Source organism: Streptomyces sp. NPDC041814, assembly GCF_055590565.1.
Window position 1 is genome coordinate 154,874 of sequence record NZ_JBVJAM010000005.1, and the last position, 24,087, is coordinate 178,960.

Below are 24,087 nucleotides of genomic sequence, written 5' to 3' on the forward strand. Positions count from 1 at the left end.
AACGGATTTGACCGACCGTGAGGTCGGTACCACGTCAAGGAGCATGCCCTGCGCACGCGCGCGTCACGGCGGAGCAGCTCGACCACAATGGCGCTGCGGACGGCCCTGCTCGTACTGGCCGTCGTCCCCGGTGTTGCCCTGGCCGCCCTCTGGGCCGTCACCAGTGGTCAGACTCTGCTCGACTTCCAGAAGCAAGCGGCCCAAGGCCAGTTGGCCCAGAAGGCCGGCCAGCCGTCGAACATCGTGTACTACAACCTCCAGGAGGAGCGGCGGCTCAGCGCGGAGGCGCTGGCCCGCAAGGGAGGAGCCACCGACGCCCTGCACAAGCAGCGCAAGCTGACCGACAAGGCGATCACCAGCTTCCAGTCGCTGTCCGACACCGACACCGAGGACGCCCCGGGCGAGGTGCGGGACGCGGTCGCCGAGGCCCGTACGGCGATCACCCAACTCCCGGCGCAGCGCGCGCTCGTGGATGAGGGCGACAACGACCAGCAGAAGGCCGTGTACCGCTACTACACGGACCTGATCGCCGTCGACCTGAGGCTCTTCACGGCTCTCAGCCATGTCGACAACGGCCGGATCACCACGATCTCGCAGCCGTTGGTGGACATGTTCTGGGCCAAGGAGATGATCTCCCGCTCGGACGCCCTGCTCGCGCGGGGCTGGATGAAGGGCGAGCTGAGCACCGCGGACCTCCAGGAGGTCCGGCAGGCCGTCTCCGCCCAGTCGTTCCAGTACACGACGAAGGTCCTCCCCTATCTCCCGGCGGACGAGAAGGCCAAGTGGCAGGACGTCTTCGGCGGTACCGCGTGGAAGACCAAGGCCCGGGTGGAGGCCCAGGTGCTGCGCCCGGCCGGCGCGGACGCGTCCGGCTCCGTCTCCCTGGGCGCGAAGGAGGCGGACTGGCGCGGCGCGATGGACGAGCTCACGCCGCAGCTGGTCGACCTGATGGAGGCCCGCACCGACGTGGTGGTCGCGGAGGGCAAGGACAGTGTGATCTCCCTCCTCATCAAGGTCGTTCTGACCACGGTCGTCGGCCTCGCCGCCGTCGTCGCGGTCATCTGGTTCACCTGGCGGCTCTCCCGCAACCTGCGCCGCCGGATCAGCCGGCTCCAGGAGCGGGCCGAGGAGCTGGAGAAGGCGCTGCCCGACGTGGTCGAGCGGCTCGGCAGGGGCGAGCGCATCGACGTCGAGGCCGAGGCCCGGGCGATCGGGGACGGTGGCGACCCCGGCACCGCGGACGAGCTGTCCCAGCTCGGCCACGCGCTCGACCTGGCCCGCACCAGCGCCCTGCGCGCCGCCGTCGACCAGGCCGACCAGCACCGGGGCTTCGAGCGGCTGCTCCAGCGCATCGCCCGCCGTACCCAGCAGCTCATCGGCCAGCAGCTGAAGAAGCTGGACGAGCTGGAGCGCAAGCACGAGGACCCCGAGGTGCTGGACGGCCTCTTCGACCTCGACCACCTCACCGCGCGCCTGAGGCGGTACGAGGAGAACCTGGTGATCCTCGCGGGCGGCTCCCCGCACCGGCGCTGGCGCAAGCCCGTACCGCTGCTGGACGTCATGCGCTCCGCACAGGGCGAGGTGCAGGACTACCAGCGCGTGGTGCTGGACCTGGACGGCTCGCCGTGGCTCGCGGCGCGGGCCGTGGGACCGGTCTCCCATGTGCTGGCGGAGCTGATCGAGAACGCGCTCACCTTCTCCCGGCCGCCCAGCCCCGTCGAGGTCAGGGCCGCCCAGGTGAGCCGGGGCCTGGCCATCGAGGTCGAGGACCGCGGGCTCGGCATGGAGGAGGACCAGCTCGCGGCGGCCAACGAGCTGATGAGCCGGCCGCCCCGGATGGACGTGCTGGCCCACGCCGACGACATCCGCCTCGGCCTGTACGTGATCGCGCGCCTCGCCGACCAGCACGGGCTGCGGGTGGAGTTCCGCCAGTCGGCGTTCGGCGGCACCCGCGTCGTCGTGCTGGTCCCGGACGCGCTCACCGTCCCCGGCCCGCACGCCGGTCCGGTGGCCGTCCCCGCACCGGAGCCGGAGGAGCCCGCCCAGGCCCCCGCCCCGCTCCGGGACACCGACGCGCTGCCCAGCCGGGGCCGGGGCAGGGCCCTCGCCGGGGTCACCGCCCTGCACGCGCCGGGCACGCCCGCACCCGAGCCCGAGCCCGCACCCGTTCCCGACGCCCCGTACGCCGGTACGGACGGGCACGCGTACGGGCAGCCGGACGACGCGTTCGGGGGCGCCCGGCAGGAGGAGGCCGCGTACCAGGGCGCGTACGCGGACGGCGAGCAGCCGTACATGACCGCCGAGGGGCAGTACCCGGTCGCGCACCAGGCGTACCCGGAGCCCTCGGAGGCGTACGGCGCTCCGCGGCAGACCTACCCGGACACGTATCTGACGGGCGAGCTGGACGCGGACGGCTTCCCGGTGTCCCTGCCCCCGCAGCCGGAACCGGCCGCCGGGCACCCGGGACACGCCGGGCACGCCGGACACGCCGGGCACGCCGGGCACGCCGCCCAACCCGCCCAGCCCGCGCAGCCCGTGCCGCTTTCCGATCCCACGCCGGGACCGGGCCTTCCGGTCACGCAGTCCGGGGCGTCCTTCGGGGAGCCGCCGTTGCCACGCCGGGTGCGTCAGGCCAGCCTCGCCGACGAACTGCGGGTCGGGCCGGGCTCGCCTGCCGCCGCGGCCCGGCAGCAGGTCAGGGCGGAGGACCCGCCGCCCCGGACCGCCCCGCGCCGCGCCGGCGCGGCCATCGGGGCGTTCCAGCGCCGCTCCCGCGCCGCCCGCGCCACCGACGGGCCGCCGACGCAGCCCGACCTCACGAGAGAAGAACGGACATGACACGCACTACCGCCACTCGCCAGGATCTCGACTGGCTCCTCGACGGTCTGGTCGACTCGGTGGCCGAGACCATCAACGCCGTCCTGCTCTCGGACGACGGGCTGGTGGTGAGCCACTCGCGCACCATCGAGCGGCCCGACGCCGAGCGGCTGGCCGCGATCTGCACCGGTCAGCAGAGCCTGGCCCGGGGGGTGGGCCAGCTCTTCAACGGCGGCGGCGTCCACCAGGTGATCGTGGAACTGGCGGACCTGTGGCTCTTCATCATCTCGGCGGGCCAGGGCACCCACCTGGCCGTCATCGCCTCCCAGGAGGTGGACGCCGAGATCATGTCGCTCGCCATGCACAACCTCGTACTCCAGGTCGGCCAGAAGCTCAGCACCCCCGCGCGGGACGACTTCGACGCCTTCGGCGCCGGGGACAGGCCGCGGGCGTGACCGGCCACTGGCCTTACGGGCAGGGGGAATTCGAGGACGACGGCGAGGACGCCGCGGGCACGATGGTGCGCCCGTACACCATCACCCGCGGCCGGACGGCACCCGACCGGGACGACCTCACCCTGATCACCGTGCTCACGACCGCACACGATCCGCGGGACGAGCACGGCGCGGCGCCCCGCCCGGGGCGGCTCCAGCCGGAGCACAGGCTGATCCTGGAGCGCTGCCGGCGGCCCTCCGCGGTCGCCGAGGTCGCCTCGGACCTCGACCTGCCGGTCTCGGTGACCAAGATCCTTCTGGCCGACCTGGTCGCCACCGGCCTCCTGATCGCCCGGGCCCCGCTCTCGGTGGCCCGGGCGTCCGGCGGCGCCGACATGGGCGTACTGGCCGCTGTTCGCGACGGACTCCGGAGACTCTGACCCAAGATGACCATCAGTCAGGCGGCACCCGCCGCCGTCAAGATCCTGATAGCCGGCGGTTTCGGCGTCGGCAAGACCACCCTCGTGGGGGCCGTCAGCGAGGTGGCCCCGCTGCGCACCGAAGAGCTGCTGACCACGGCCAGCATCGGCGTGGACGACCTGGCCGGCGTCGGGCAGAAGGACACGACGACCGTGGCCCTGGACTTCGGCCGGATCACGGTCAGCCAGGACCTCGTCGTCTACCTGTTCGGCACTCCGGGCCAGGAGCGCTTCTGGTTCATGTGGAACGACCTGGTCAACGGGGCCCTCGGCGGTGTCGTGATCGCCGACACCCGACGCCTGGAGTCCAGCTTCGCGTCGATCGACTTCTTCGAGAGCCGGGACATCCCGTTCGTCGTCGCGATCAACTGCTTCTACGGGCACAACACCCGCACCACGGAGGAGATCAGGGCCGCCCTGGACCTCGACCCGCATGTGCCGCTGCTGGTCGGCGACGTACGCGAGCGGCCGTTCGGCCGGGATGTGCTGCTGGCCCTCGTGGACCACCTGATGAGCCTGCCCGTGCCGGTGGGCTGACCCCGACCCGCTTCCCCGACCTTCCCCTACTTCCTCGCTCTGGAGAGATCCGACATGGCAACACCTCTGCGCGTCCTGATCCACGGCGGCGGCATCGGCGGGCTGACGCTCGCCACCGCCCTGGCCCGGCGGGGCCACACCGTCGAGGTGGCCGAGCTCCGCGACGAGCTCGACGCCCTCGGCGTCGGCATCATCCAGCCGTCCAACGCCCTGCACGTGATGCGGGAGATCGGGGTGCTGGAGGACTGCCTGGCGGCGGGCTTCGAGTGGGAGGTCCTGACCATCGCGGACCCGGCCGGCAACACCCTGGCCGAGATACCGCAGCCGCGCATGGGCGACGCCCCGTCCAACAACGGCATCCCCCGCCCCGCGCTCGCCCGCGTGCTGAACGCGGCGGCCACCTCGGCCGGTGCGAAGATCCGGTTCGGCGCGACCATCGCCGAGCTCACCGACGACGGCAGCGGCGTCGACGTCACCCTGTCCGACGGCTCGTCCGGCCGCTGGGACCTCGTCGTCGGCTTCGACGGCATCGGCTCGCCGCTGCGCACCCGGCTGTACGGGGACCGCTACGCCCCCCAGTACACCGGCTTCGCCAACTGGCGCGTCACCGTGCCCCGCCAGGAGCAGGTGCGGGGTGTCGTGATGGGCACGGCGGGCCAGGCCGCGAAGGCGCTGCTGACCCCGATCACCGATGAGCTGATGTACCTGGGCTCGGTCTTCGCGGAGGCCGAGGACTTCCGGCCGGACCCGGACACGGCGCACGAGCAGCTGAAGGAGCGGCTGGCGATGTTCTCGGGACCGGTCGCCGAGGCACTGGCCGCGGTCACCGGTCCCGACGCGGTCGTCTACTCGCGGATCTCCCAGGTGACGGTCGAGGAGCCGTGGCACGTGGGCCGGGTGGTCCTGGCCGGTGACGCGGCGCACGCGAGCACGCCGCACATCGCGCAGGGTGCGGCGATGGCCGTGGAGGACGCGCTGGTGCTCGCCGAGTCGCTGGACGCCGAGGCGGACGTCGACGCGGCCCTGGACGTCTGGGAGGCCCGTCGCCGTCCGCGCGCCATGTGGGTGCAGGCGATGTCCCGCGCGGTGCTGAAGCAGGAGACGGGCGGCGAGACGACGCCGGAGGAGGACGAGCTGCTGAAGGTCGGCATCCCGGGCGCGGCGCACGTGCTGGTGCAGCCGTACTGATGGGGTGAGGAGGCACGCCCCCGCCGGGTCCGGTTTCCGGGCCCCGTCGGGGGCGGCCTTCGTTCAGGGCAGGACCGCGATGCCGTCGATCTCGACCCGCGCCTGTTCGTCCCACAGCCGGGCCGCCCCGATGACCGCCATGGCCGGGTAGTCGCGGCCCGCCATCCGCCGCCAGATCCGGCCCAGCTCCGGGGCGTTGGCCCGGTAGTCGGCGACGTCGGTGGCGTACACCGTGACGCGGGCGAGGTCCGCCGGGGAGCCGCCCGCCGCGCGCAGGGCGGTGAGGAGGTTGCCGAGGGCGGTCGCGAACTGCTCGGGCAGGGTGCCGCCCACCACCTCGCCGTGCTGGTCCAGGGCGGTCTGCCCGGCCAGGAAGACGAGCCGGCCGCCGGTCGCGGTGACCGCGTGGGAGAAGCCGGAGGCGGGCGAGAGTTCGTGCGGGTTGATGCGGTGGATCGGGCTCATGCGGTGGGCTCCCGGTTCGCGTACAGCTCCTTGGCGATGATCGTGCGCTGGACCTCACTGGCGCCCTCGTAGATGCGCGGGGCGCGGACCTCCCGGTAGAGGTGTTCGAGCAGGTGACCCCGGCGGAGGGCGCGGGCTCCGTGCAGCTGGACGGCGGTGTCCACGACGAACTGCGCGGTCTCCGTGGCGTACAGCTTCGCCATCGCGGCCCGGCGCGGCACCCCGGGCTCCCCGGCGTCATGGGCGGCGGCGGCCGCGTAGACCAGCAGCCGGGCGGCCTCGGTGCGGGTGGCCATCTCGGCGACCTGGTGCGACACGGCCTGGAGGGCGGCGAGGGGCGCGCCGAAGGCGGTCCGGGTCGCGGTGTGCTCCACGGTGGCGTCGAGAGCGGCCCGGGCCATGCCGAGGGCGAAGGCGCCGACACTGGGGCGGAAGAGGTTCAGGGTGTCCATGGCGACCGCGAAGCCCCGCTCCGGCTCGCCGAGCAGGTCGTCGGGGGTGACGCGCACCCCGTCGAAGGCGAGGGCCCCGATCGGGTGCGGGGACAGCATGTCCAGGGCGGTGCCGGTCAGCCCCGCGCGGTCGGCGGGGACCAGGAACGCGGTGACGCCACGGGCCCGGGCGCCGGGGGTCGTGCGGGCGAAGACCGTGTAGAAGTCGGCCTCCGGCGCGTTGGAGATCCAGCACTTCTCGCCGGTCAGCCGCCAGCCGCCGGAGTCCGGGGCGGCGTCGAGCGCGAGGGCCGCCGCGTCGGAGCCCGCGCCCGGCTCGCTGAGCGCGAAGGCGGCGACGTGGCGGCCCGCGCGGACCCCGGGGAGCCATCGCTCGCGCTGGGCGGGGGTGCCGGACCGGAGCACCGGGAAGGCACCGAGGCCCTGGAGCGCGAGGGCGGTCTCGGCCTCGGTGCAGCCCCGGGCGAGCGATTCGCGCAGCAGGCAGAGGTCCAGGGCGCCCGATCCGAACAGCCGGTCGAGGAGGCCGAGCTCGCCGAGGGCGGCGAGCAGCGGACGGTTGACGTGCCCCGGCCCGCCCTCGGCGGCGAGCGGGGCGAGCCGGTCACGGGCCAGGGTGCGCAGCTCCTCGCACCAGGCGGTCTGTGCCGGATCGAGCGAGAATGCCGTCATACCGGCGCCTCTCTGGTCGAATCTGGTCAAAGATTTTCAAATCGATGGCACCTGAGCTCGATGGCACCTGAGCGTCTTTATCGCGGACCGTTGACTACCGTCACCCAAACGATACGCTCCAAGGGCGACAAGGGAGCGATGCTTCATGGACCCGAACACCATGGACCCGAAAACCTCAGCGCACATCGACGGCTTCGCCCGGGAGCATCTGCCACCCGCGGAGCAGTGGCCGGACCTGCTCTTCGACCTGCCCGAGCTGCGCTACCCGGACCGGCTCAACTGCGCCGCCGAGCTCCTGGACCGCACGGCCGACCGCCTCGGCCCCGACCGCCCCGCCTTCCGCACGCCGGACGGCGGGGTGCTGACTTACGGGGAGCTGCGCGGCCTCGTCGACCGGATCGCCCATGTCCTCACCTCGGACCTGGGAGTCGTCCCCGGCAACCGCGTCCTGCTGCGCGGCCCCACCACGCCCCGTCTCGCCGCCTGCTGGCTGGCGGTGCTGAAGGCGGGCGCGGTCGCCGTCACCGTACTGGCGCAGCAGCGGGCGTCCGAGCTGGCCACGATCTGCCGGATCGCCCGGGTGAGCCACGCCCTGTGCGACGCGCGGTCGGTCGAGGACCTGGCGCAGGCGGGGGTGCCCGGACTGCGGATCACGGCGTACGGGGGTGAGGCACCGGACGACCTGCTGCGGCTGGCGACCGCCCGGCCGGGGCCCTACCGGGCGGTGGACACCGCGTCGGACGACGTGGCGCTGATCGCGTTCACCTCGGGCACCACGGGCCGCCCCAAGGGGTGCATGCATCTGCACCGCGATGTGCTGGCCGTAGCCGACACCTTCTCGCGGCACGTCCTGCGGCCCGGTCCCGACGACGTGTTCGCGGGGAGTCCGCCGCTCGGTTTCACCTTCGGGCTCGGGGGCCTGGTGGTGTTCCCGCTGCGGGTGGGCGCCTCGGCGCTGCTGCTCGAACAGGCGGGCCCGAAGCAGCTGCTGCCCGCCCTCGCGGAGCACCGCGTCTCGGTGCTGTTCACCGCGCCGACCGCGTACCGGGTGATGCTGGACCAGCTCGACGGGCACGACCTGTCGGCGCTGCGCCGCTGTGTCTCGGCGGGCGAGAACCTGCCGGAGGCGACCTGGCACGCCTGGCACGAGCGGACCGGGCTGCGGATCATCAACGGCATCGGTGCGACCGAGCTGCTGCACATCTTCGTCTCGGCAGCCGACGACGCGATCCGCCCAGGCACCACGGGCGTCCCGGTCCCCGGCTGGCAGGCCCGGGTGGTGGACGCCGACGGGGCGCCCGTGCCGGACGGGGAGCCGGGCCTGCTGGCCGTGCGCGGCCCGGTCGGCTGCCGCTACCTCGCGGACGAGCGTCAGCGCGACTACGTACGGCACGGCTGGAACATCACCGGGGACACCTATGTGCGCGACCCGGACGGCTACTTCCGTTACGTGGCCCGCGCCGACGACATGATCATCTCCTCCGGGTACAACATCGCGGGCCCCGAGGTCGAGGAGGCCCTGCTGCGACACCCCGAGGTGGCGGAGGCGGCGGTGGTGGGACAGGCGGACGAGCTGCGCGGCAGGATCGTGGCGGCGTACGTGGTGCTGCGGGAGGGCGCCGCGCTGACGGCGGACGAACTGCGCACGTTCATGCGGGCGGAGCTGGCCCCGCACAAGTGCCCGCGACGCATCACGTTCCTGCCGGCTCTTCCCCGTACCGCCACGGGGAAACTGCAGCGGTTCAGGCTCCGCGCGGGCTAGCTGGGCCGAGGCCTCCGCGCACGTCATGCGATCAGGGCTGGGAAAGGATGTCTGCTGCCTTGCCGATCACGGCATCGAGGTGCCGGCGGTCGGCGTCCAGGGCCTTTCGGTGCTTCGCGATGTACTGCTTCTGTATCCGTGATTCGGCCTTGTGCCAGACTTCGGCGACCTTGTAGGTGTCGCGGCACTCGATGTCGGCCACGGCCGTGGCGATTTCCAGGGGTGAGACCCCCTTGGGGTCCGGATGGAAGCGCGGGTCGTCGTTGGCGTCCATGGGTGCCCGGTAATGGAAGCCCTTCGCCCGCATACAGCCGGACCACTGAGCGAAGACGTCCTTCACCTGCGGATCCTGTTGGGAGGCCGGGTACGACTCGTTGGTGAGGCGCTGCACGAGGGGGGACAGTCCGCGGGTCGGGCTGCCCAGCGTGCGTCGGGCCTCACCGAAGCACCCGCCCTGCGGCACCTTCTTACCGGCCACGACACCACGTCTCGCGTCGGGTCCGGCGTCGGCCGGCAGCTCCGCGGGGGCGTCGGTGCCGCCGAGCGCGACCTGCGTGTCGACGGATGCCGGGGGCTTCGCGTCCTGCGCTCGCAGTGCGGCCTCGTACCGCTTCTGCTGTCCGGCGTCCGGCTGGTACCCGCGCTTCGCCGACAACTGCGGGTCGTGGATGCCGTAGCGCCAGTCGAGCATGTTCTTCGGACCGATCGCGGGAAGGCCGGAGTCCGGCCGCCAGTCCTCGCCGAATCGCTTCATGCACTGCCGGACCAGCTTGAACTCGGCCTCTCCTATGGTCCGCTCCTGCTCCTGGGTGGGCCGGTAGGCCTGCATGGGCAGAGTCCAGGTGGACGGGTCGGCGGCGGAGCGCGCCGCGCGGATGGTGGCAGGAGAGGCCCGCGGGCCCTCGCCTCCATCCGCCTGACCGGGTGAGCATCCGGCAGCCGCGAGAGCGGCCATGATCACAACCGTTCCTGTTCCCCAGGCATTTCGGCGGCTTCTTGCCATGACGTGCATCCTCGCGTGTGCCGTTGTCCGTAAGGGATCGCGTAAAGGGATTGCGTAAAGGGATTCGTAAGGCATTCCGGGGGCGGGCCGCCGCTCAGGCCGGCGGCCCGCCCTCAGGGGTTAATTCGGAGCCCAGGAGACCCGGTGGAACAGGATGGAGCGGTTGTCGTTCTTGGTGCTCGTCAAGTTCCCCCCGTAGTGGGGCGAGAAGTAGTCGACGGCGCCCTTGTAACCGGCGCTGTAGTACACCGTCGCGTCGTAGTAGTCGTACCAGTTGTAGGCGGAGGCGGAGTTGTTCATGACCTTCTGGCCTTCCCCGTTGCCCGTGCCGTAGCAGAAGGTCAGCGGGTGGGTGAAGCTGTCGCCGCCCCATACGGCGCCGAGGTCGTAGATGGAGTGCCCCATGTTGATCCAGGCGCCCTGATAGCCGGAGTTGTAGTAGAACCGGAATCGGAACTCGTCGGTGTGCTCGGCGCAACGGTCATTCAAGTTGTACTGGGCCTGGTCGTTGGCGATGGTCGGGTCGCCTTCGGCGAGCGCGGGCACCGTCGACGTGAGCGTGGCGGCCGCCACGACGCCGGACAGGGCCACGGCCCGCAGACGCCTGCGACGCTTGGGCGAAGTGGTTTTCACAGGGGGCTCCTTGAGGTCGGGAGGGATCCGGGAGGACCGGCCGCAGCGCTGCGTGCCCTGCCGACCGGAGGGTCGCGAGAGGGCACGGAGGGACGCGGGGCGGCGTGACCGGGGAAGAGGGAACGGTCACCGCGGCGGACAACCGCAGGGCCGGTGCTCGGAACACTAGGACGTCCGGGGCACGCTCGGCCGTCCCACGGCGTCCCGGGACGCCCCGGGACCTCCCGGAAGTTCCCCCGGGCGTCTCAGGGACGCGACGACGTAGAGGGACGCCCCGGCACGCCCCTAGCGTTCTCGCGGCCGGCTCCCCCGAGTCCGGGGCCGGCAGGGCCTCGCACGGGATCGGCACGTCATCAACGTCCCGTGTCGGCAGCACGTACACCGCGCCCGGTCGCCCGTACGGCGCCACCTCGCCGCCCGGCGCCACCGCCGGGAACGGTGCGCGCCAGGGCTCTTCCTGAGCACCGGTGCCGTTCGGGCGGCGCCGTGCACGCGGCCCGGCTCGGGGCGGTCTCCTCACGAAACGGAAGTCATGTACCCCTTCAAGAGATTGCGTCGGGGCAGACGCGCGGCGGTCACCGCCGTGGCTGCCCTGACGCTGTGCACAGGCGTGATGGGTTCGGCCACGGCCGCTCCGGTCTCGCCGACGCCGGTCACGGGCGCGCAGCGTGCCGCGGCCGCCGGGGACACCACCCGGCCCGCCCCCGGGACGAAGCCCTCGGCGGTGCCGTCCCGGGACCGCGCGAAGCTGCTCGGATCACGCTGGAAGGCATCGAAGGACCGGGCCTGGACGACCACCGGTGACGCGGCGGGCTTCCATGTCATGGTGGCCGATGCCGCGTCGGGCTACGCGTGGCGTACCGCGGCGACGCTGGCCGAGCCGGGCTTCGACACCGACAGGTGGATCGGCAACGCCTGCCTGACGGAGTCGGGCAGGCGTGCCGTGGTGGTCTACGCGCCGCGTACGTTCACCAACAGCACCGAGTTGTTCGACCGGGGCGGTTTCACCGCGGTCGTGGACCTGGCCACCGGCGCCGTGCGCAAGCTGCCGCTGCAGTCCTCCCTGGCCTACTACAACCCCGGCTGCGGCCTGGGGGAGAGTGCGGCTCTCACCCAGGCGGGCGCCGAGGACAAGAAGCAGACCCGGCTCGTGCCGCTCGACGCCGCCACCGGAAAGCTCGGACAGCGGGTCGCGGTGCCCGGCCAGGTCACTTCCGCCATTCCGCTCAAGGAGGGCGGTTTCGCGGCGGCGGACGGCGCCCGGCTGGTGAAGGTGACGGCGAACGGCAGGCGTTCGAAGCTGGTGGCGACCGGCCGGGTCCCGTTCCGGCTGTCGCAGGACGCCGACGGTGGCATCGTCTTCATGGACCAGGACAGGAGCGGCGCGGCGAAGGTCGCCCGTGTTGCCCATGGGGCCCGGACCGCCCAGACTCTCGCTTCCGGCGGGTGGGGCCGGCTGGGGCTGTCCCGGGGCTCCCACGGACGCACCTACATCACCGGCGCCGCGACGACCACGGCGTCGAAGCTCCCCGCCACCGTGCTGCGGCTGACCGGCACGCCGAAGGACGCCACCGTCTCCACGCTCGGCACAGCGGTGGTGACCCGCACGGCGTGGGCGGACGTGAAGGACGCGCGGGGCGCACAGGGCAGCGATGCCGGTGAGCGTGCCGTCGATATCGATCTGTCGGTCCGCGGCACGGGCCGCACGGTCGCCTTCACGGTCGCGCCGGGCACGCAGACCGGGTCGCACGAGGCTCAGGGCAGGGCGCTGTCGCCCGCACTCGGCTCCGCCGCCCCGGCCGGCAGCGCTGTGAAGCAGTCCGCCATGGCCGCCGCAACCGCTTCGCAGAACAACCCCGTCGAGGACGAGCGGTACTGCTCGGTGCCGCGCAACGATCCGCGCAACCAGGCGATGCAGCCCAAGCCGCGGCAGGTCGAGTGGGCGGTGGACCAGGCCATCCTGGGCAACCTCGACGCGAAGATCTCCCGTCCCGCCAACTGGAAGAACCAGGCGATGCCGGCCTACCAGCCGCAGACCCTCTTCCCCCCGCACGCCCTGGACGGAGGCGGCCATGTGCCGGCCCAGGTGATGCTGGGCATCACCGCCCAGGAATCCAACCTGTGGCAGGCATCCCGCATCGCTGTGCCCGGCGTCACGTCGAGCCCCCTGATCGGCAACTACTACGGCCGCCGCATCTACAATCGCGAAGACCGTGACGACTGGGACATCCACTGGGACGAGGCCGACTGCGGTTACGGGGTCACCCAGATCACCGACGGCATGCGACTGGCCGGTCACGAGAAGCCCGGCGAGAAGGCGCTGCCGTACAACACCCAGCGCGCGGTCGCCCTGGATTACACCGCCAACCTTTCGGCGGGCCTGCAGAACCTGCAGGACAAGTGGAACGAAACCAGGCGTGCCGGCCTGACGGTCAACAACGGGGACTCGTCGAAGATCGAGAACTGGTTCTTCGCGGTCTGGGCCTACAACTCGGGCTTCCACGCCAACGTGGGCTGCTGTGAGCCTTGGGGCGTCGGCTGGGCCAACAACCCCGCCAACCCGAACTACGTGGCCGACCGGCAGGCGTTCATGGACAAGACCGCCGCGGACGCCGCGCACCCGCAGGACTGGCCGTACCAGGAGAAGGTCCTCGGGTTCGCCGCCCACCCCCCGGAGGGCCTGGAATCCCCCGGCAAGATGGTTGCGGCCTTCCGGCCCGCCTGGTGGAACGGGGACGACATCACTGCCCCCGCTCTCCGTACGGCCGTCAAGCCGCAGGAGGACGCCTTCTGCAACGCCACGAACTACTGCGACCCGAGCAGAATCAGCAACAACGCGGGCAACGACGAGTACGGCCCCTGCCGGCACCGGGACGCCGACGATGTCTGGGACTTCAAGTGCTGGTGGAACCAGCCCTACACCTGGAAGGCCGACTGCTCCTACTCCTGCGGCAACGAACTCATCCGGTTCAACAGCACCTACAGCGAGGAGGCGGACGGCACCGCCTACCCCCCTGCCTGCGACTACGGCTCCCTGCTCCCGGGCACGACGCTCATCGACGACGTCGACGGACAGCCCTCGGCCCGGCCGAACTGCCCGCAGCCCAACAGCACGGGCTCCTTCTCACTCGACTTCGCCCCCGACAGCAAGGGCACGTACCGCTCCAAGGTCGACTTCCACCAGATCGGCGGTGGCTTCGGCGGCCACTTCTGGTTCGCGCACGGGACGAAGGATCCGGAGTTCCGCGTCACCGGCACCTGGAGGCCGTACAACGCGATCAACGGCTGGACCCGCATCAAGGTGCACATCCCCGACCACGGCGCCTGGAACCGGCAGGCCGACTACCGGATCAACCTGGGTGACGGGCGGACCCGCCACCGGGTCGTCAACCAGGCGTACCAGGCCCACACCTGGGTCGACCTCGGCGCGTTCCCCCTCGCGGGCAACGCCAGCGTCCAGCTCAGCAACGTGACCCTGAACGGCCAGTACGACGACCTCGCCTTCGACGCCGTCGAGTTCGTCCCGACCACCAAGCCGCAGGTGTCGTACGTCGCCATGGGCGACTCCTACTCGGCCGGCGAGGGCGTGGAGGCCTACGACAAGAACAGCGACTGGAAGAACAGCGACAGCCCCAAGGACGCCTGCCACCGCTCCGCCACGGGCTCCTACCCCCACATGATCAACCAGCCCGGCCACAGCGCGACCATCGAGCAGGAGGCCAGGAGCGGTGCCGGCACCGCCAACTTCGCCTTCATCGCCTGCTCCGGATCCACCACACCCAGCATCAGCAACGCCGCCGTCGACGACCCGCCCACCGCCGAGGACGCGGCCGGATACACCGACTGGGGCCACGCCGACAGCCACTTCGGCGAGGTGCCGCAGGTCGACCAGGGCTGGCTGGACGAGGACACCACCCTGGTGACCCTCTCCGTCGGCGGCAACGACTCCCGCTTCTCGGACGTCATCGGCGGCTGCACCATCTTCAACTCGCGGTGCGAAGTCAGCGACTACCGTCTGACGCGCCGGAGCAACCATGTGGTCGATCCCGAGCCGCTGGGGACGTACGAACCCAAGGTGATCAAGGACATGCTGCCGGGCCACCTCAAGGCCGTCTACCGGGACGTCGCCGCGAAGGCGCCCAACGCGCGGATCATCGTCCTCGGATACCCGCAGCTCTTCCCCAACACCCCGCTGGACATCTGCAGCGGCATGTGGCCGTCGACCCAAGGTTTCCTCAACGGCTTCAGCAAGGACCTCACCGAGGCCGTCGGCGGGGCCGTCAGTGACGTCGCGGCCGAGGGTGTCGACATCCGCTTCGTCGATCCCACCCCGGCCTGGAAGGACCACTGGATCTGCTCAATGACCGGCGAGGAATGGACCAACGGCGCCATCGCGTACTCGCAGTCCGGCAGCTCCGGCTCCGACCAGGAGATTCCCGGTGCCGGCAGCTTCCATCCCAAGAAGGCCGGTCACGTCAAGTTCGCCGAACTGATCAACGCGGAGGTCGCCAAGATCGCCTGACCTGATCTCTCACGCGGCGGTGCCGTCGGCCCGCCCGAGCGCCCGAGCGCCCGCGCCCCACGGCGCGGGCGCTCTCACGCCCGACGCAATGACCCCAACCCGGTGCGGCCGGGCCGCGCCTGGCCGAGAATGATCACATGGTCGAACCGCACACCCCCCGATCACTGATCGTCACCCTGTACGGGGCGTACGGCCGCACCCCCGGCGACGGGCCGATGCCGGTGGCCGGTCTCGTCCGGCTGCTCGGCGCCGTCGGGGTGGACGCACCCGCCGTACGCTCGTCCGTCTCCCGGCTGAAGCGGCGCGGGCTGCTCGTCGCCGGGCGCACGGCGGACGGGGCGGCCGGATACGCGCTGTCGGCGGACGCCCGCCAGCTCCTGGACGACGGTGACCGGCGCATCTACCGCCATCCGGACCCGCCGCTGGCGGACGGCTGGGTGCTGGCGGTGTTCTCGGTGCCCGAGGCGGAACGCCACAAGCGGCACCTGCTGCGCTCGCGGCTCGCCCGGCTCGGCTTCGGCACCGCCGCCCCCGGCGTCTGGATCGCCCCGGCTGGGCTGTACGACGAGACCCGGCACACCCTGGACCGCCTGGAACTCGTCCCGTACGTCGACCTGTTCCGGGGCGACCACCTGGGCTTCAGCGCGACCCGGGAGGCCGTGGCCCGCTGGTGGGACCTGGAGGCGGTGGCCCGGCTCCACCACGACTTCCTGGAACGCCATGAACCGGTGCTCAGGGCCTGGGAGGCACGCGGCGACGCGGCGGCGGCCCCGGAGGCGGCCTACCGGGACTACCTCGGCGCGCTGGACTCCTGGCGCCGGGTGCCCTACGCCGACCCGGGGCTGCCCGGGGAGCTGCTGCCCGACGCGTGGCCGGGCGCCCGGTCGGCCGGGGTGTTCCGGGCGCTGCACGAGCGGTTGCGGGACGCGGGGGCGGAGTTCGCGGCCCGGCTGGTGACCGGCGCGGACCCGGACCGTGGCTGACGCACCCGAGCCGCGCTGGCTGGTCGCGGCGAACGTCGTGCGGTGGCGGCGCTACGGGGAGCGAGGCCAGGAGTTCCGCTCCGGCACGAAGGCGTTCCGGCCGGGCGCGAAGGTCTACGTGGTGGACACCTACCCGGGGATGGGCAACGAGCAGCTGACGGCGGTCGGCCACGGCCGGCACAACGGGCACTGGATCACCATCGACACCGGAACCCGCCACCTGCACACGTTCCGGGCCCAGTTGGTCTACTCCCCCACCGTGCTCCGGCGCTGCGCGGAGTGGATGGTGTGGACGCGCGAGGAGGCGGTGGAGTGGGCGGAGCGGCTGGAGGGGACAGCGCGCCTGGGCCGGAACACCCACCACGCGGCGGCGCATCCGGACCCGTGCCTGTGCCACGAGTGCCTGCCGGTCACCCCAGAGTGAGGCGCGGCTTCGGAGCGTCGGTGCGGCCGGTCGGCGGGGTGCGGCTGCCCGCGCGGTACGGGAGGGGCCAGGGGGCGCCCGGGCCGGTGTAGCCCTGCTCGGCCGCCGCGTGGAGCGTCCAGTGCGGGTCGTAGAGGTGGGGGCGGGCCAGGGCGCAGAGGTCGGCGCGGCCCGCGAGGAGCAGGGTGTTGACGTCGTCCCAGGAGGAGATCGCCCCGACCGCGATGACCGGCACGCACAGGGTGTTGCGGATGCGGTCGGCGTACGGGGTCTGGTAGGACCGCCCGTACTCGGGCCGCTCGTCGGGCACCACCTGGCCGGTGGAGACGTCGATGGCGTCGGCCCCGTGCGCGACGAACGCGCGGGCGATCTCGACGGCGTCCTCGGCCGTGGTGCCGCCCTCCGCCCAGTCGGTGGCGGAGATCCGGACGGTCATCGGCCGGTCTTCGGGCCACAGTGCGCGGACCGCGTCGAAGACCTCCAGCGGGAAGCGGAGGCGGTGGGCGAGCGGTCCGCCGTAGGCGTCGGTGCGCCGGTTGGTGAGCGGTGACAGGAATCCGGAGAGCAGATAGCCGTGCGCGCAGTGCAGTTCGAGAAGGTCGAACCCGCAGGCGGCGGCGCGCCGGGCGGCGGCCGCGAACTGATCCCGGACCGCGTCCAGACCGGCCCGGTCCAGGGCGTGCGGGACCTGGTTGACCCCGGGCGCGTACGGCAGCGGAGAGGCGGCGGCCACCGGCCAGTTGCCGTGGTCCAGGGGCTGGTCGATGCCCTCCCACATGAGCTTGGTGGAGCCCTTGCGCCCCGAGTGGCCGAGCTGGACACCGATCGCGGTGCCGGGGGACACGGTGTGCACGAAGTCGGTGACGCGGGTCCAGGCGGCTGCCTGTTCGTCGGTGTAGAGGCCTGTGCAGCCCGGGGTGATGCGGCCCTCGGGGCTGACGCAGACCATCTCGGTCATGACGAGCCCGGCGCCGCCGAGCGCCCTGGCGCCGAGGTGGACGAGGTGGAAGTCGCCGGGGACGCCGTCGGTGGCCGAGTACATGTCCATGGGCGAGACGACGACGCGGTTGCGCAGTTCCAGGCCGCGCAGCCGCAGCGGGGTGAACATCGGCGGGGTGCCCGGCGGGCAGCCGGACTCCTCCTCCACCCCGGCCGTGAACGAGGGATCGCGCAGCCAGAGGTTGTCGTGGGTGACGCGGCGGCTGCGGGTGAGGAGGTTGAACGCGAACTGCCGGGGCGGCTGGTCCACGTACGTGCCCAGCTCCTCGAACCAGCGCAGGCTGGCCGCCGCCGCACGCTGCGTCGAGTCCACGACGGGCCGCCGTTCGCTCTCGTACGCGGCGAGCGCGGCGGGCAGCGAGGGCTGCTCCTCGACGCAGGCGGCGAGCGCGAGGGCGTCCTCCACGGCGAGCTTGGTGCCGGAGCCGATGGAGAAGTGCGCGGTGTGCGCGGCGTCCCCGATGAGGACGGTGTTCCCGTGCGACCAGTGCTCGTTGACGACGGTACGGAAGGTGAGCCAGGCGGAGTTGTTGGAGCGCAGGGGGCGGTGGCCGAGCGCGTTCGCGAAGATCTTGGCGCACTGGCGGATGGATTCGGCCGGGTCGGGTACGTCGAAGCCGGCCGCGCGCCAGACCTCCTCGCGCATCTCGACGATGACGGTGGACGCGTCCCGCGAGAAGGGGTAGGCGTGAAGCTGCATCACCCCGTACCCGGTCTCCGCGATCTCGAAGCGGAAGGCGTCCAGGGCGAAGTCGGCGGCGAGCCAGATGTAGCGGCAGCGGTGTCCGGTGATCCGGGGCCGGAAGCTGTCCGCGTGGGCGTCGCGGGTGGCGCTGTGCACCCCGTCGGCGGCGACGACCAGGTCGTGCGTGGCGGCGAGTTCGGCGGCGGGCGGGGCCTGCGTACGGAAGCGGAGGTCGACACCGAGCCCGGTGCAGCGCTCGTGCAGGATCTCCAGGAGCCGGCGGCGGCCGAGCGCGGCGAAGCCGTGGCCGCCGGAGGTCTGGGTGTGGCCCCGGTGCACGATGTCGATGTCGTCCCAGCGGACGAACTCGCGCTGGAGGGCCCGGTGCACGACCGGGTCGGCGTGCTCGATGCCGCCCAGGGTCTCGTCGGAGAGGACGACGCCGAAGCCGAAGGTGTCGTCGGGGGCGTTGCGCTCCCAGAGGGTGATGTCGCGGTCCGGGCCGAGGCGCTTGAGCAGCGCCGCCGCGTAGAGCCCGCCGGGGCCGCCGCCGATGACCGCGATGCGGTGCGGGCCGGTCATTTGCCCCGCCAGGCGGGCGGCCGCTTCCCGGTGAACGCGGCGTGGAATTCGGCGTAGTCCTCGCCGTGCATCAGGAGGGCCTGGGTCGCGGCGTCCATCTCGACGGCGGCGGCCAGCGGCATGTCCAGCTCGGCGGTGAGCAGCGCCTTGGTCTGGGCGAGGGCGAGCGCGGGCCCGTCCGCGAGGCGGCGGGCGAGCGCGGCGGCGGTCTTGTCGGCGTCGCCCTCGTCGGTGAGCTCGCTGATCAGGCCGATCCGTTCGGCCTCGGGGGCGCGGACCGGTTCACCGAGCATCAGGAGCCGGGTGGCGTGACCGAGGCCGACGACCCGGGGCAGCAGATAGGCCGCGCCCATGTCGCCGCCGGAGAGCCCGACCCGGGTGAAGAGGAAGGCGAACCGGGCGGTGGAGTCGGCGACGCGGAAGTCGGCGGCGAGGGCGAGGACGGCACCGGCCCCGGCGGCCACCCCGTGCACCGAGGCGACGACGGGGAAGGGGCACTCGCGGACCGCGCGGACGACCTGGCCGGTCATCCGGTTGAAGTCCAGGAGCTGGGCGGTGTCCATCGCGAGCGTGGCGCCGATGATCTCGTCCACATCGCCGCCGGAGCAGAAGCCGCGCCCCTCACCGGCCAGCATCAGCGCCCGCACGGTGCGCTCCCGGGCCAGCTCGGCCAGCAGGTCGCGGAGGTCGGCGTAGGCGCCGAAGGTCAGGGCGTTGAGCTTGTCGGGCCGGGCGAGGGTGACGGTCGCGACGCCGTCCTCGACGGTGACCCGCAGATGGCGCCAGTGCTGCGTACGCGGTGCGGAACCGGTGAACGGGCTCATGCGGGGTATCCCCTTCGGCCGTCAGCTGCTGCCGATCCCGAATTTATCACCGTTACGTGACTGCCGTCACGAGTACGCGATACATCGGCGCGTGCCCGGTCCGGTGACGAATGTCCCCAAGATGCCGGACCACAGGCTCTTGTCCGCGTCGCGCCGCTTCGTAAGGTTGAACCCGACACGTCTTGAGCGCGGAACCTCTGAGCCCAGGACCTCCGCGCTCACCCGAACGGAAATCTCGTGCCCCCCGACGGACCGCCACCCCCCTCCTGGCGCATCTCCCTGCCGCACTCCACGGCCGCCGTGCCGATCGCCCGCGCACTGATCCGCTCGGTGCTGACGGACATCGACGCCCCGGCCGACAGCGACACCGCCGAACTGCTGACCGCCGAGCTGGTCGCGAACGCGGTGGAGCACACCCCGGGCGACGACCCCATAGAGCTGGTGGTCGAGCTGCTCGCGGCCGGCTGCCAGGTGGAGGTGCACGACGGGGACCCGGCACCGCCCGGCGACCTGTCCCGCCCGGAGCCCGACGACGTACCGGACCCGTGGCAGGAGCACGGCCGGGGGCTGCTGCTGATCCGCACGCTCAGCTCGTCCTGCGGCCACCGCCCGACCGAGCGCGGCAAAGCGGTCTGGTTCCGGCTGCCGCCGGTCTAGGGCGTGTCGTCCGCCAGCCGCGAGCGGCGGTGGCCGTAGACCGCGTAGACGAGGGCGCCGACCGCGAGGAACACGGCGAACTGCACCCAGGTCGTCCAGCCGGTCCCGTACATCAGGTAGACGCAGAAGCCGATGCCGATGAGCGGGCTCAGCGGGTAGAGCGGGACCCGGAAGGAACCGCGCACCTCGGGGTTGCGGCGGCGCAGCACGAGGACGGCCGCGTTGACGGCGACCATGGTGGCGAGCGTGCCGATGGTCGTCAGGTTCACCACCACGTCGAGCGAGGAGAAGGCCGCCGGGACCGCGAAGACGACGGCGACGATCCAGGTGTTGGCGACCGGGGTCGCGGTGCGCGGCGAGACCCGCTCGAAGACCCTCGGGACCAGGCCGTCGCGGGACATCGACATCAGGATGCGGGTCTGCCCGTACATCACCGCGAGGACCACCGAGGCGATGGCGACGACCGCGCCGAAGGCGATGACACCGCCGCCCACGGACGAGCCGGTGACCTGGTCCACGATCAGCGAGAGCGCGGCGGGCTTGTCGGAGACGGCGTCCGGGCCGAGAGCGCCGATCGCGGCGAGGGCGACCGCGCAGTAGAGCAGCGTGACCAGGCCGATGCAGATCATGATGGCGAGCGGGATGTTGCGCCGGGGGTTCTTGACCTCCTCCCCCGCCGTGGTGATCGCGTCGAAGCCGATGTACGAGAAGAACGCCAGCGACGCGCCCGCCGTGACGCCGCCCGCGCCGTGGGTGGCGAACGGGGCGAGGTTGTCGCGCTCGAACGCGGTGAAGGCGATGACGCAGAACAGGGCCAGGACGACCAGCTTGAGGACGGCCATCGCGGCGGTGGCGGTCGCGCTCTCGCGCACTCCGCGCACCAGCAGCGTCGCGGCCATCATGACCACGATCACGGCGGGCAGGTTGATCACGCCGCCGTCGGCCGGACCGGCGGAGAGCGCGGCGGGCAGCTGGTGGCCGAAGAGGCTGTCGAGGAGTTCGTTGACGTACTGGCTCCAGCCGACCGCGACGGCGGAGACCGAGACGCCGTACTCCAGGAGCAGGCACCAGCCGACGAGGAAGGCGAGGCGTTCGCCGAGGGTGGCGTAGGCGAAGGAGTACGAGCTTCCGGAGACGGGGATCGCGCTGCCCAGCTCGGCGAACGAGAACGCCGTGAAGACGCAGGTGACGGCCGCGAGGACGAAGGAGACCACGACGGCGGGCCCGGCCTCCGCCACGCTGTCGGACAGGCCCACGAAGATGCCGGTCCCGACGACCGCGCCGACCCCGAAGCACACCAGCTGGAACAGGCCCATGGTGCGCTTGAGGCCGTGCCCCTCCAGGTCGGCGCCCGATTCGGCGATCAGCCGGTGCGGGTCCTTGACACGGTGCGGGGGGCCGGGAAGGCGCAGAGGGCTCACGGCGGTGTCTCATTTCCGGTGGTACGCGTGGGGGGAGGCGCGGTTCGGGCGGTGGGGGCCGTCACGCGCACGAAAAGGGGGCTCGAGCGTGCGAGCTCGAACCCCACCAATCGGCACCATCATAGACACCTGTCCGCATATTCACCCAATTGGATGTATGAACATGCGGAGTACCGGGCCGCTAGCCGGCCATCGTCGCCACGAGGACGGCCTTGATCGTGTGCATGCGGTTCTCCGCCTCGTCGAAGACGACGGAGTGCTCCGACTCGAACACCTCGTCGGTGACCTCCAGCTCACTCAGCCCGTGCCGCTCGTGGATCTCGCGCGCCACCCCGGTGCCGAGGTCGTGGTACGCGGGCAGGCAGTGCATGAACTTCACGTCGGCGTTCCCGGTGGCCCGCAGCACGTCCATCGTGACGGCGTACGGCACGAGGGCGGCGATGCGGGCGTCCCAGACCTCCTTGGGCTCGCCCATCGAGACCCACACGTCGGTGGCGACGAAGTCCGCGCCGCGCACCCCCTCGGCCACATCCTCGGTGAGCGTGACCCTCGCACCGGACTTCTCGGCGAGCGCACGGGCCTCGGCGACGACCGACTCGGCGGGCCAGTACGCCTTGGGCGCGACGATGCGCACGTCCATGCCGAGCAGTGCGCCGGTGACGAGGTAGGAGTTGCCCATGTTGAAGCGGGCGTCGCCGAGGTAGGCGAAGGCGATCTCCTCCAGCGGCTTGGCGCTGTGCTCGGTCATCGTCAGCACGTCGGCGAGCATCTGGGTCGGGTGCCAGTCGTCGGTCAGCCCGTTGAAGACCGGCACCCCGGCGTACGCGGCCAGCTCCTCGACGGCCGCCTGGCTGTCGCCCCGGTACTCGATCCCGTCGAACATCCGGCCGAGCACGCGGGCGGTGTCCTTGACGGACTCCTTGTGCCCCATCTGAGAGCCGGAGGGGTCGAGATACGTGGCCGAGGCGCCCTGGTCGGCGGCCGCGACCTCGAACGCGCACCGGGTGCGGGTCGACGTCTTCTCGAAGATCAGCGCGATGTTCCGGCCGCGCAGCCGCCGCACCTCCGTCCCCGACTTCTTGGCGGCCTTGAGCTCGGCGGCCAGCTCGATCAGGCCGCGGAATTCCGCGGCCGTGAAGTCCAGCTCCTTGAGGAAGTGGCGGCCTGCGAGATCTATGGCCATGGTGACTGCTCCTGGGTCGGACGGGGGGACGCATACCGTAACGCTGGAACCCTATACGACGCAATGCATCGCTATACAGAGCCGTCTCGCGGTACGGATCCCCCGCCGCCCGTCACACCGCGTCCCGCACGACCGGGCAGCTCATGCAGCGCGGACCGCCCCGACCCCGGCCCAGCTCGCTGCCCCGGATCTCGATGACCTCGATGCCCTGGCGGCGCAGATGCGTGTTGGTGGTGGCGTTGCGCTCGTACGCGACGACGACGCCGGGTTCGACCGCCAGCACGTTGCAGCCGTCGTCCCACTGCTCCCGCTCGGCCGCGTGCACGTCCTGGGTCGCGGTGAGCACCCGGATCGAACCGAGACCGAGCGCCCGGGCAATGGCGGTGTGCATCTGCTCGGGCGGGTGGTCGGTGACCTTGAGGTCACGCGGCCCGTCGCCGGGCTCGATGGTGTACGAGCGGAGCATGCCGAGGCCCGCGTACTTGGTGAAGGTGTCCCCGTCGACCATGGTCATCACGGTGTCCAGGTGCATGAAGGCCCGGCTCTTGGGCATGTCCAGCGCCACGATGGTCCGGGCCGAACCCGCGTCGAAGAGCCCCCGGGCCAGCATCTCCACCGCCTGCGGGGTGGTGCGCTCGCTCATCCCGATGAGCACGGCGCCGTTGCCGATGACGAGGACGTCGCCGCCCTCGATGGTGGAGGGGTAGTCGTCCTGCCCCTCGGACCAGTGGTGGAAGGCACCCGCCTCCGGCCCGGTGAACAGCGGGTGGTGCCGGTAGATCGCCTCGAAGTGGACCGTCTCGCGCTGCCGGGCGGGCCAGCGCATGGCGTTGATCGAGACGCCGTCGTAGATCCACGCCGAGGTGTCCCGGGTGAAGAGGTGGTTGGGGAGCGGCCCGAGCAGGAAGTCGTCCAGGTCCATGACGTGGAAGCGCACCGAGACCGGCTCCTTGTGCCGTTCCAGGAACTCCCGCTTGGTCATCCCGCCGACCAGCGCCCCGCACAGCTCGGCGGCGGTCAACTCCTCGAAGGCGGCCCGCAGATGCTCGGTGGCGAGCGGGCCGTACTCCTTCTCGGCGAAGACCCGGTCCAGCACGAGGCGCCGGGCGACCGGGATCTCCAGCGCCTCGCGCAGCAGGTCGCCGAAGAGGTGCACCTCGACGCCCCGGTCGCGCAGCACGTCCGCGAAACCGTCGTGCTCCTGGCGGGCCCGGCGCACCCAGAGCACGTCGTCGAAGAGGAGCGCGTCCTTGTTGCTCGGCGTGAGCCGTTTCAGTTCCAGATCGGGGCGGTGCAGGATGACGCGGCGCAGCCGCCCGGCCTCGGAGTCGACATGGAATCCCATGCCCACATCCTCACCGCGCG

At 72.0% G+C, this 24,087-nt stretch carries 19 protein-coding genes; 10 read left to right on the forward strand and 9 right to left on the reverse strand.

From position 1 onward, the window contains the following. Window positions 1–87: 87 nt before the first annotated feature. From ACZ6C6_RS15400 to ACZ6C6_RS15420, 5 genes are read left to right on the forward strand one after another with little or no spacing between them, the layout of a single operon-like run. Complete coding sequence (locus ACZ6C6_RS15400; RefSeq protein WP_469202938.1) at window positions 88–2,838, forward strand: sensor histidine kinase; 2,751 nt, start codon at window positions 88–90, stop codon at window positions 2,836–2,838. After that, complete coding sequence (locus ACZ6C6_RS15405) at window positions 2,835–3,272, forward strand: roadblock/LC7 domain-containing protein (RefSeq protein ID WP_018105797.1); 438 nt, start codon at window positions 2,835–2,837, stop codon at window positions 3,270–3,272. The genes ACZ6C6_RS15400 and ACZ6C6_RS15405 overlap by 4 nt, the downstream gene beginning before the upstream one ends. Further along, window positions 3,269–3,691, forward strand: a complete 423-nt coding sequence (locus tag ACZ6C6_RS15410; protein ID WP_469202940.1) for a DUF742 domain-containing protein — start codon at window positions 3,269–3,271, stop codon at window positions 3,689–3,691. The genes ACZ6C6_RS15405 and ACZ6C6_RS15410 overlap by 4 nt, the downstream gene beginning before the upstream one ends. Window positions 3,692–3,697: 6 nt before the next feature. Further along, window positions 3,698–4,267, forward strand: coding sequence for a GTP-binding protein (locus ACZ6C6_RS15415; RefSeq protein ID WP_469202942.1), 570 nt, complete (start codon window positions 3,698–3,700; stop codon window positions 4,265–4,267). 54 nt (window positions 4,268–4,321) lie between these two features. After that, window positions 4,322–5,455, forward strand: a complete 1,134-nt coding sequence (locus tag ACZ6C6_RS15420; RefSeq protein ID WP_469202944.1) for an FAD-dependent monooxygenase — start codon at window positions 4,322–4,324, stop codon at window positions 5,453–5,455. 63 nt (window positions 5,456–5,518) lie between these two features. Here ACZ6C6_RS15420 and ACZ6C6_RS15425 read toward each other — a convergent pair whose 3' ends face one another. Then, window positions 5,519–5,920 (reverse strand): RidA family protein, encoded by a 402-nt coding sequence (locus ACZ6C6_RS15425; protein WP_365683453.1) that lies wholly within the window; start codon window positions 5,918–5,920, stop codon window positions 5,519–5,521. Next, the gene (locus tag ACZ6C6_RS15430) at window positions 5,917–7,044 is read right to left on the reverse strand and encodes an acyl-CoA dehydrogenase family protein (protein ID WP_469202946.1); all 1,128 of its coding nucleotides are present in this window, start codon (window positions 7,042–7,044) and stop codon (window positions 5,917–5,919) included. The genes ACZ6C6_RS15425 and ACZ6C6_RS15430 overlap by 4 nt, the downstream gene beginning before the upstream one ends. A 145-nt stretch (window positions 7,045–7,189) precedes the next feature. Between ACZ6C6_RS15430 and ACZ6C6_RS15435 the strand changes: the two genes are divergently transcribed. After that, complete coding sequence (locus ACZ6C6_RS15435) at window positions 7,190–8,806, forward strand: AMP-binding protein (protein WP_469202948.1); 1,617 nt, start codon at window positions 7,190–7,192, stop codon at window positions 8,804–8,806. Window positions 8,807–8,837: 31 nt separating this feature from the next. Here ACZ6C6_RS15435 and ACZ6C6_RS15440 read toward each other — a convergent pair whose 3' ends face one another. After that, window positions 8,838–9,635, reverse strand: a complete 798-nt coding sequence (locus tag ACZ6C6_RS15440; RefSeq protein ID WP_469202950.1) for a hypothetical protein — start codon at window positions 9,633–9,635, stop codon at window positions 8,838–8,840. A gap of 294 nt (window positions 9,636–9,929) precedes the next feature. After that, window positions 9,930–10,442 (reverse strand): hypothetical protein, encoded by a 513-nt coding sequence (locus ACZ6C6_RS15445; RefSeq protein ID WP_469202953.1) that lies wholly within the window; start codon window positions 10,440–10,442, stop codon window positions 9,930–9,932. Window positions 10,443–11,055: 613 nt separating this feature from the next. On the opposite strand from ACZ6C6_RS15445, the gene ACZ6C6_RS15450 reads away from it, so the two are divergent. From ACZ6C6_RS15450 to ACZ6C6_RS15460, 3 genes are all read left to right on the forward strand, one after another. Beyond that, window positions 11,056–14,964 carry a golvesin C-terminal-like domain-containing protein gene (locus ACZ6C6_RS15450; protein ID WP_469202955.1) on the forward strand — a complete coding sequence of 1,303 codons (3,909 nt, stop codon included), beginning with the start codon at window positions 11,056–11,058 and terminating at the stop codon, window positions 14,962–14,964. A gap of 137 nt (window positions 14,965–15,101) precedes the next feature. Beyond that, window positions 15,102–15,947, forward strand: a complete 846-nt coding sequence (locus ACZ6C6_RS15455; RefSeq protein WP_469202957.1) for a PaaX family transcriptional regulator — start codon at window positions 15,102–15,104, stop codon at window positions 15,945–15,947. Beyond that, the gene (locus ACZ6C6_RS15460) at window positions 15,940–16,371 is read left to right on the forward strand and encodes a hypothetical protein (protein WP_469202959.1); all 432 of its coding nucleotides are present in this window, start codon (window positions 15,940–15,942) and stop codon (window positions 16,369–16,371) included. The genes ACZ6C6_RS15455 and ACZ6C6_RS15460 overlap by 8 nt, the downstream gene beginning before the upstream one ends. Here the strand turns inward: ACZ6C6_RS15460 and ACZ6C6_RS15465 are convergent. Both ACZ6C6_RS15465 and ACZ6C6_RS15470 read right to left on the reverse strand, forming a co-directional pair. Beyond that, complete coding sequence (locus ACZ6C6_RS15465; protein WP_469202960.1) at window positions 16,358–18,637, reverse strand: bifunctional salicylyl-CoA 5-hydroxylase/oxidoreductase; 2,280 nt, start codon at window positions 18,635–18,637, stop codon at window positions 16,358–16,360. The genes ACZ6C6_RS15460 and ACZ6C6_RS15465 overlap by 14 nt on opposite strands. After that, complete coding sequence (locus ACZ6C6_RS15470) at window positions 18,634–19,461, reverse strand: enoyl-CoA hydratase family protein (protein WP_469202962.1); 828 nt, start codon at window positions 19,459–19,461, stop codon at window positions 18,634–18,636. Before ACZ6C6_RS15470 ends, ACZ6C6_RS15465 begins: the two co-directional genes overlap by 4 nt. 237 nt (window positions 19,462–19,698) lie before the next feature. Here ACZ6C6_RS15470 and ACZ6C6_RS15475 point away from each other — a divergent pair, with 237 nt between their 5' ends. After that, window positions 19,699–20,118 (forward strand): ATP-binding protein, encoded by a 420-nt coding sequence (locus ACZ6C6_RS15475; protein WP_365683467.1) that lies wholly within the window; start codon window positions 19,699–19,701, stop codon window positions 20,116–20,118. Here ACZ6C6_RS15475 and ACZ6C6_RS15480 read toward each other — a convergent pair. The 3 genes from ACZ6C6_RS15480 to ACZ6C6_RS15490 all read right to left on the reverse strand — a co-directional run bounded on the left by ACZ6C6_RS15480 (window position 20,115) and on the right by ACZ6C6_RS15490 (window position 24,067). Next, on the reverse strand, window positions 20,115–21,539 hold the full coding sequence (locus ACZ6C6_RS15480; RefSeq protein WP_469202964.1) for an amino acid permease: 1,425 nt from the start codon (window positions 21,537–21,539) through the stop codon (window positions 20,115–20,117). The genes ACZ6C6_RS15475 and ACZ6C6_RS15480 overlap by 4 nt on opposite strands. Window positions 21,540–21,720: 181 nt before the next feature. Continuing rightward, complete coding sequence (gene argF / locus ACZ6C6_RS15485) at window positions 21,721–22,722, reverse strand: ornithine carbamoyltransferase (protein ID WP_469202966.1); 1,002 nt, start codon at window positions 22,720–22,722, stop codon at window positions 21,721–21,723. 112 nt (window positions 22,723–22,834) lie between these two features. Next, on the reverse strand, window positions 22,835–24,067 hold the full coding sequence (locus ACZ6C6_RS15490; RefSeq protein WP_445064885.1) for an arginine deiminase: 1,233 nt from the start codon (window positions 24,065–24,067) through the stop codon (window positions 22,835–22,837). Window positions 24,068–24,087 lie beyond the last annotated feature (20 nt).

Bases quoted from the DNA above. Each gene is read 5' to 3' on its own strand.
- ACZ6C6_RS15425 (WP_365683453.1), bottom strand. From the start codon at position 5,920: ATGAGCCCGATCCACCGCATCAACCCGCACGAACTCTCGCCCGCCTCC.
- argF (WP_469202966.1), bottom strand. From the start codon at position 22,722: ATGGCCATAGATCTCGCAGGCCGCCACTTCCTCAAGGAGCTGGACTTC.
- ACZ6C6_RS15420 (WP_469202944.1), top strand. From the start codon at position 4,322: ATGGCAACACCTCTGCGCGTCCTGATCCACGGCGGCGGCATCGGCGGG.
- ACZ6C6_RS15435 (WP_469202948.1), top strand. From the start codon at position 7,190: ATGGACCCGAACACCATGGACCCGAAAACCTCAGCGCACATCGACGGC.
- ACZ6C6_RS15455 (WP_469202957.1), top strand. From the start codon at position 15,102: ATGGTCGAACCGCACACCCCCCGATCACTGATCGTCACCCTGTACGGG.
- ACZ6C6_RS15430 (WP_469202946.1), bottom strand. From the start codon at position 7,044: ATGACGGCATTCTCGCTCGATCCGGCACAGACCGCCTGGTGCGAGGAG.
- ACZ6C6_RS15440 (WP_469202950.1), bottom strand. From the start codon at position 9,635: ATGCAGGCCTACCGGCCCACCCAGGAGCAGGAGCGGACCATAGGAGAG.
- ACZ6C6_RS15490 (WP_445064885.1), bottom strand. From the start codon at position 24,067: ATGGGATTCCATGTCGACTCCGAGGCCGGGCGGCTGCGCCGCGTCATC.
- ACZ6C6_RS15465 (WP_469202960.1), bottom strand. From the start codon at position 18,637: ATGACCGGCCCGCACCGCATCGCGGTCATCGGCGGCGGCCCCGGCGGG.
- ACZ6C6_RS15470 (WP_469202962.1), bottom strand. From the start codon at position 19,461: ATGAGCCCGTTCACCGGTTCCGCACCGCGTACGCAGCACTGGCGCCAT.
- ACZ6C6_RS15405 (WP_018105797.1), top strand. From the start codon at position 2,835: ATGACACGCACTACCGCCACTCGCCAGGATCTCGACTGGCTCCTCGAC.
- ACZ6C6_RS15450 (WP_469202955.1), top strand. From the start codon at position 11,056: ATGGGTTCGGCCACGGCCGCTCCGGTCTCGCCGACGCCGGTCACGGGC.
- ACZ6C6_RS15400 (WP_469202938.1), top strand. From the start codon at position 88: ATGGCGCTGCGGACGGCCCTGCTCGTACTGGCCGTCGTCCCCGGTGTT.
- ACZ6C6_RS15415 (WP_469202942.1), top strand. From the start codon at position 3,698: ATGACCATCAGTCAGGCGGCACCCGCCGCCGTCAAGATCCTGATAGCC.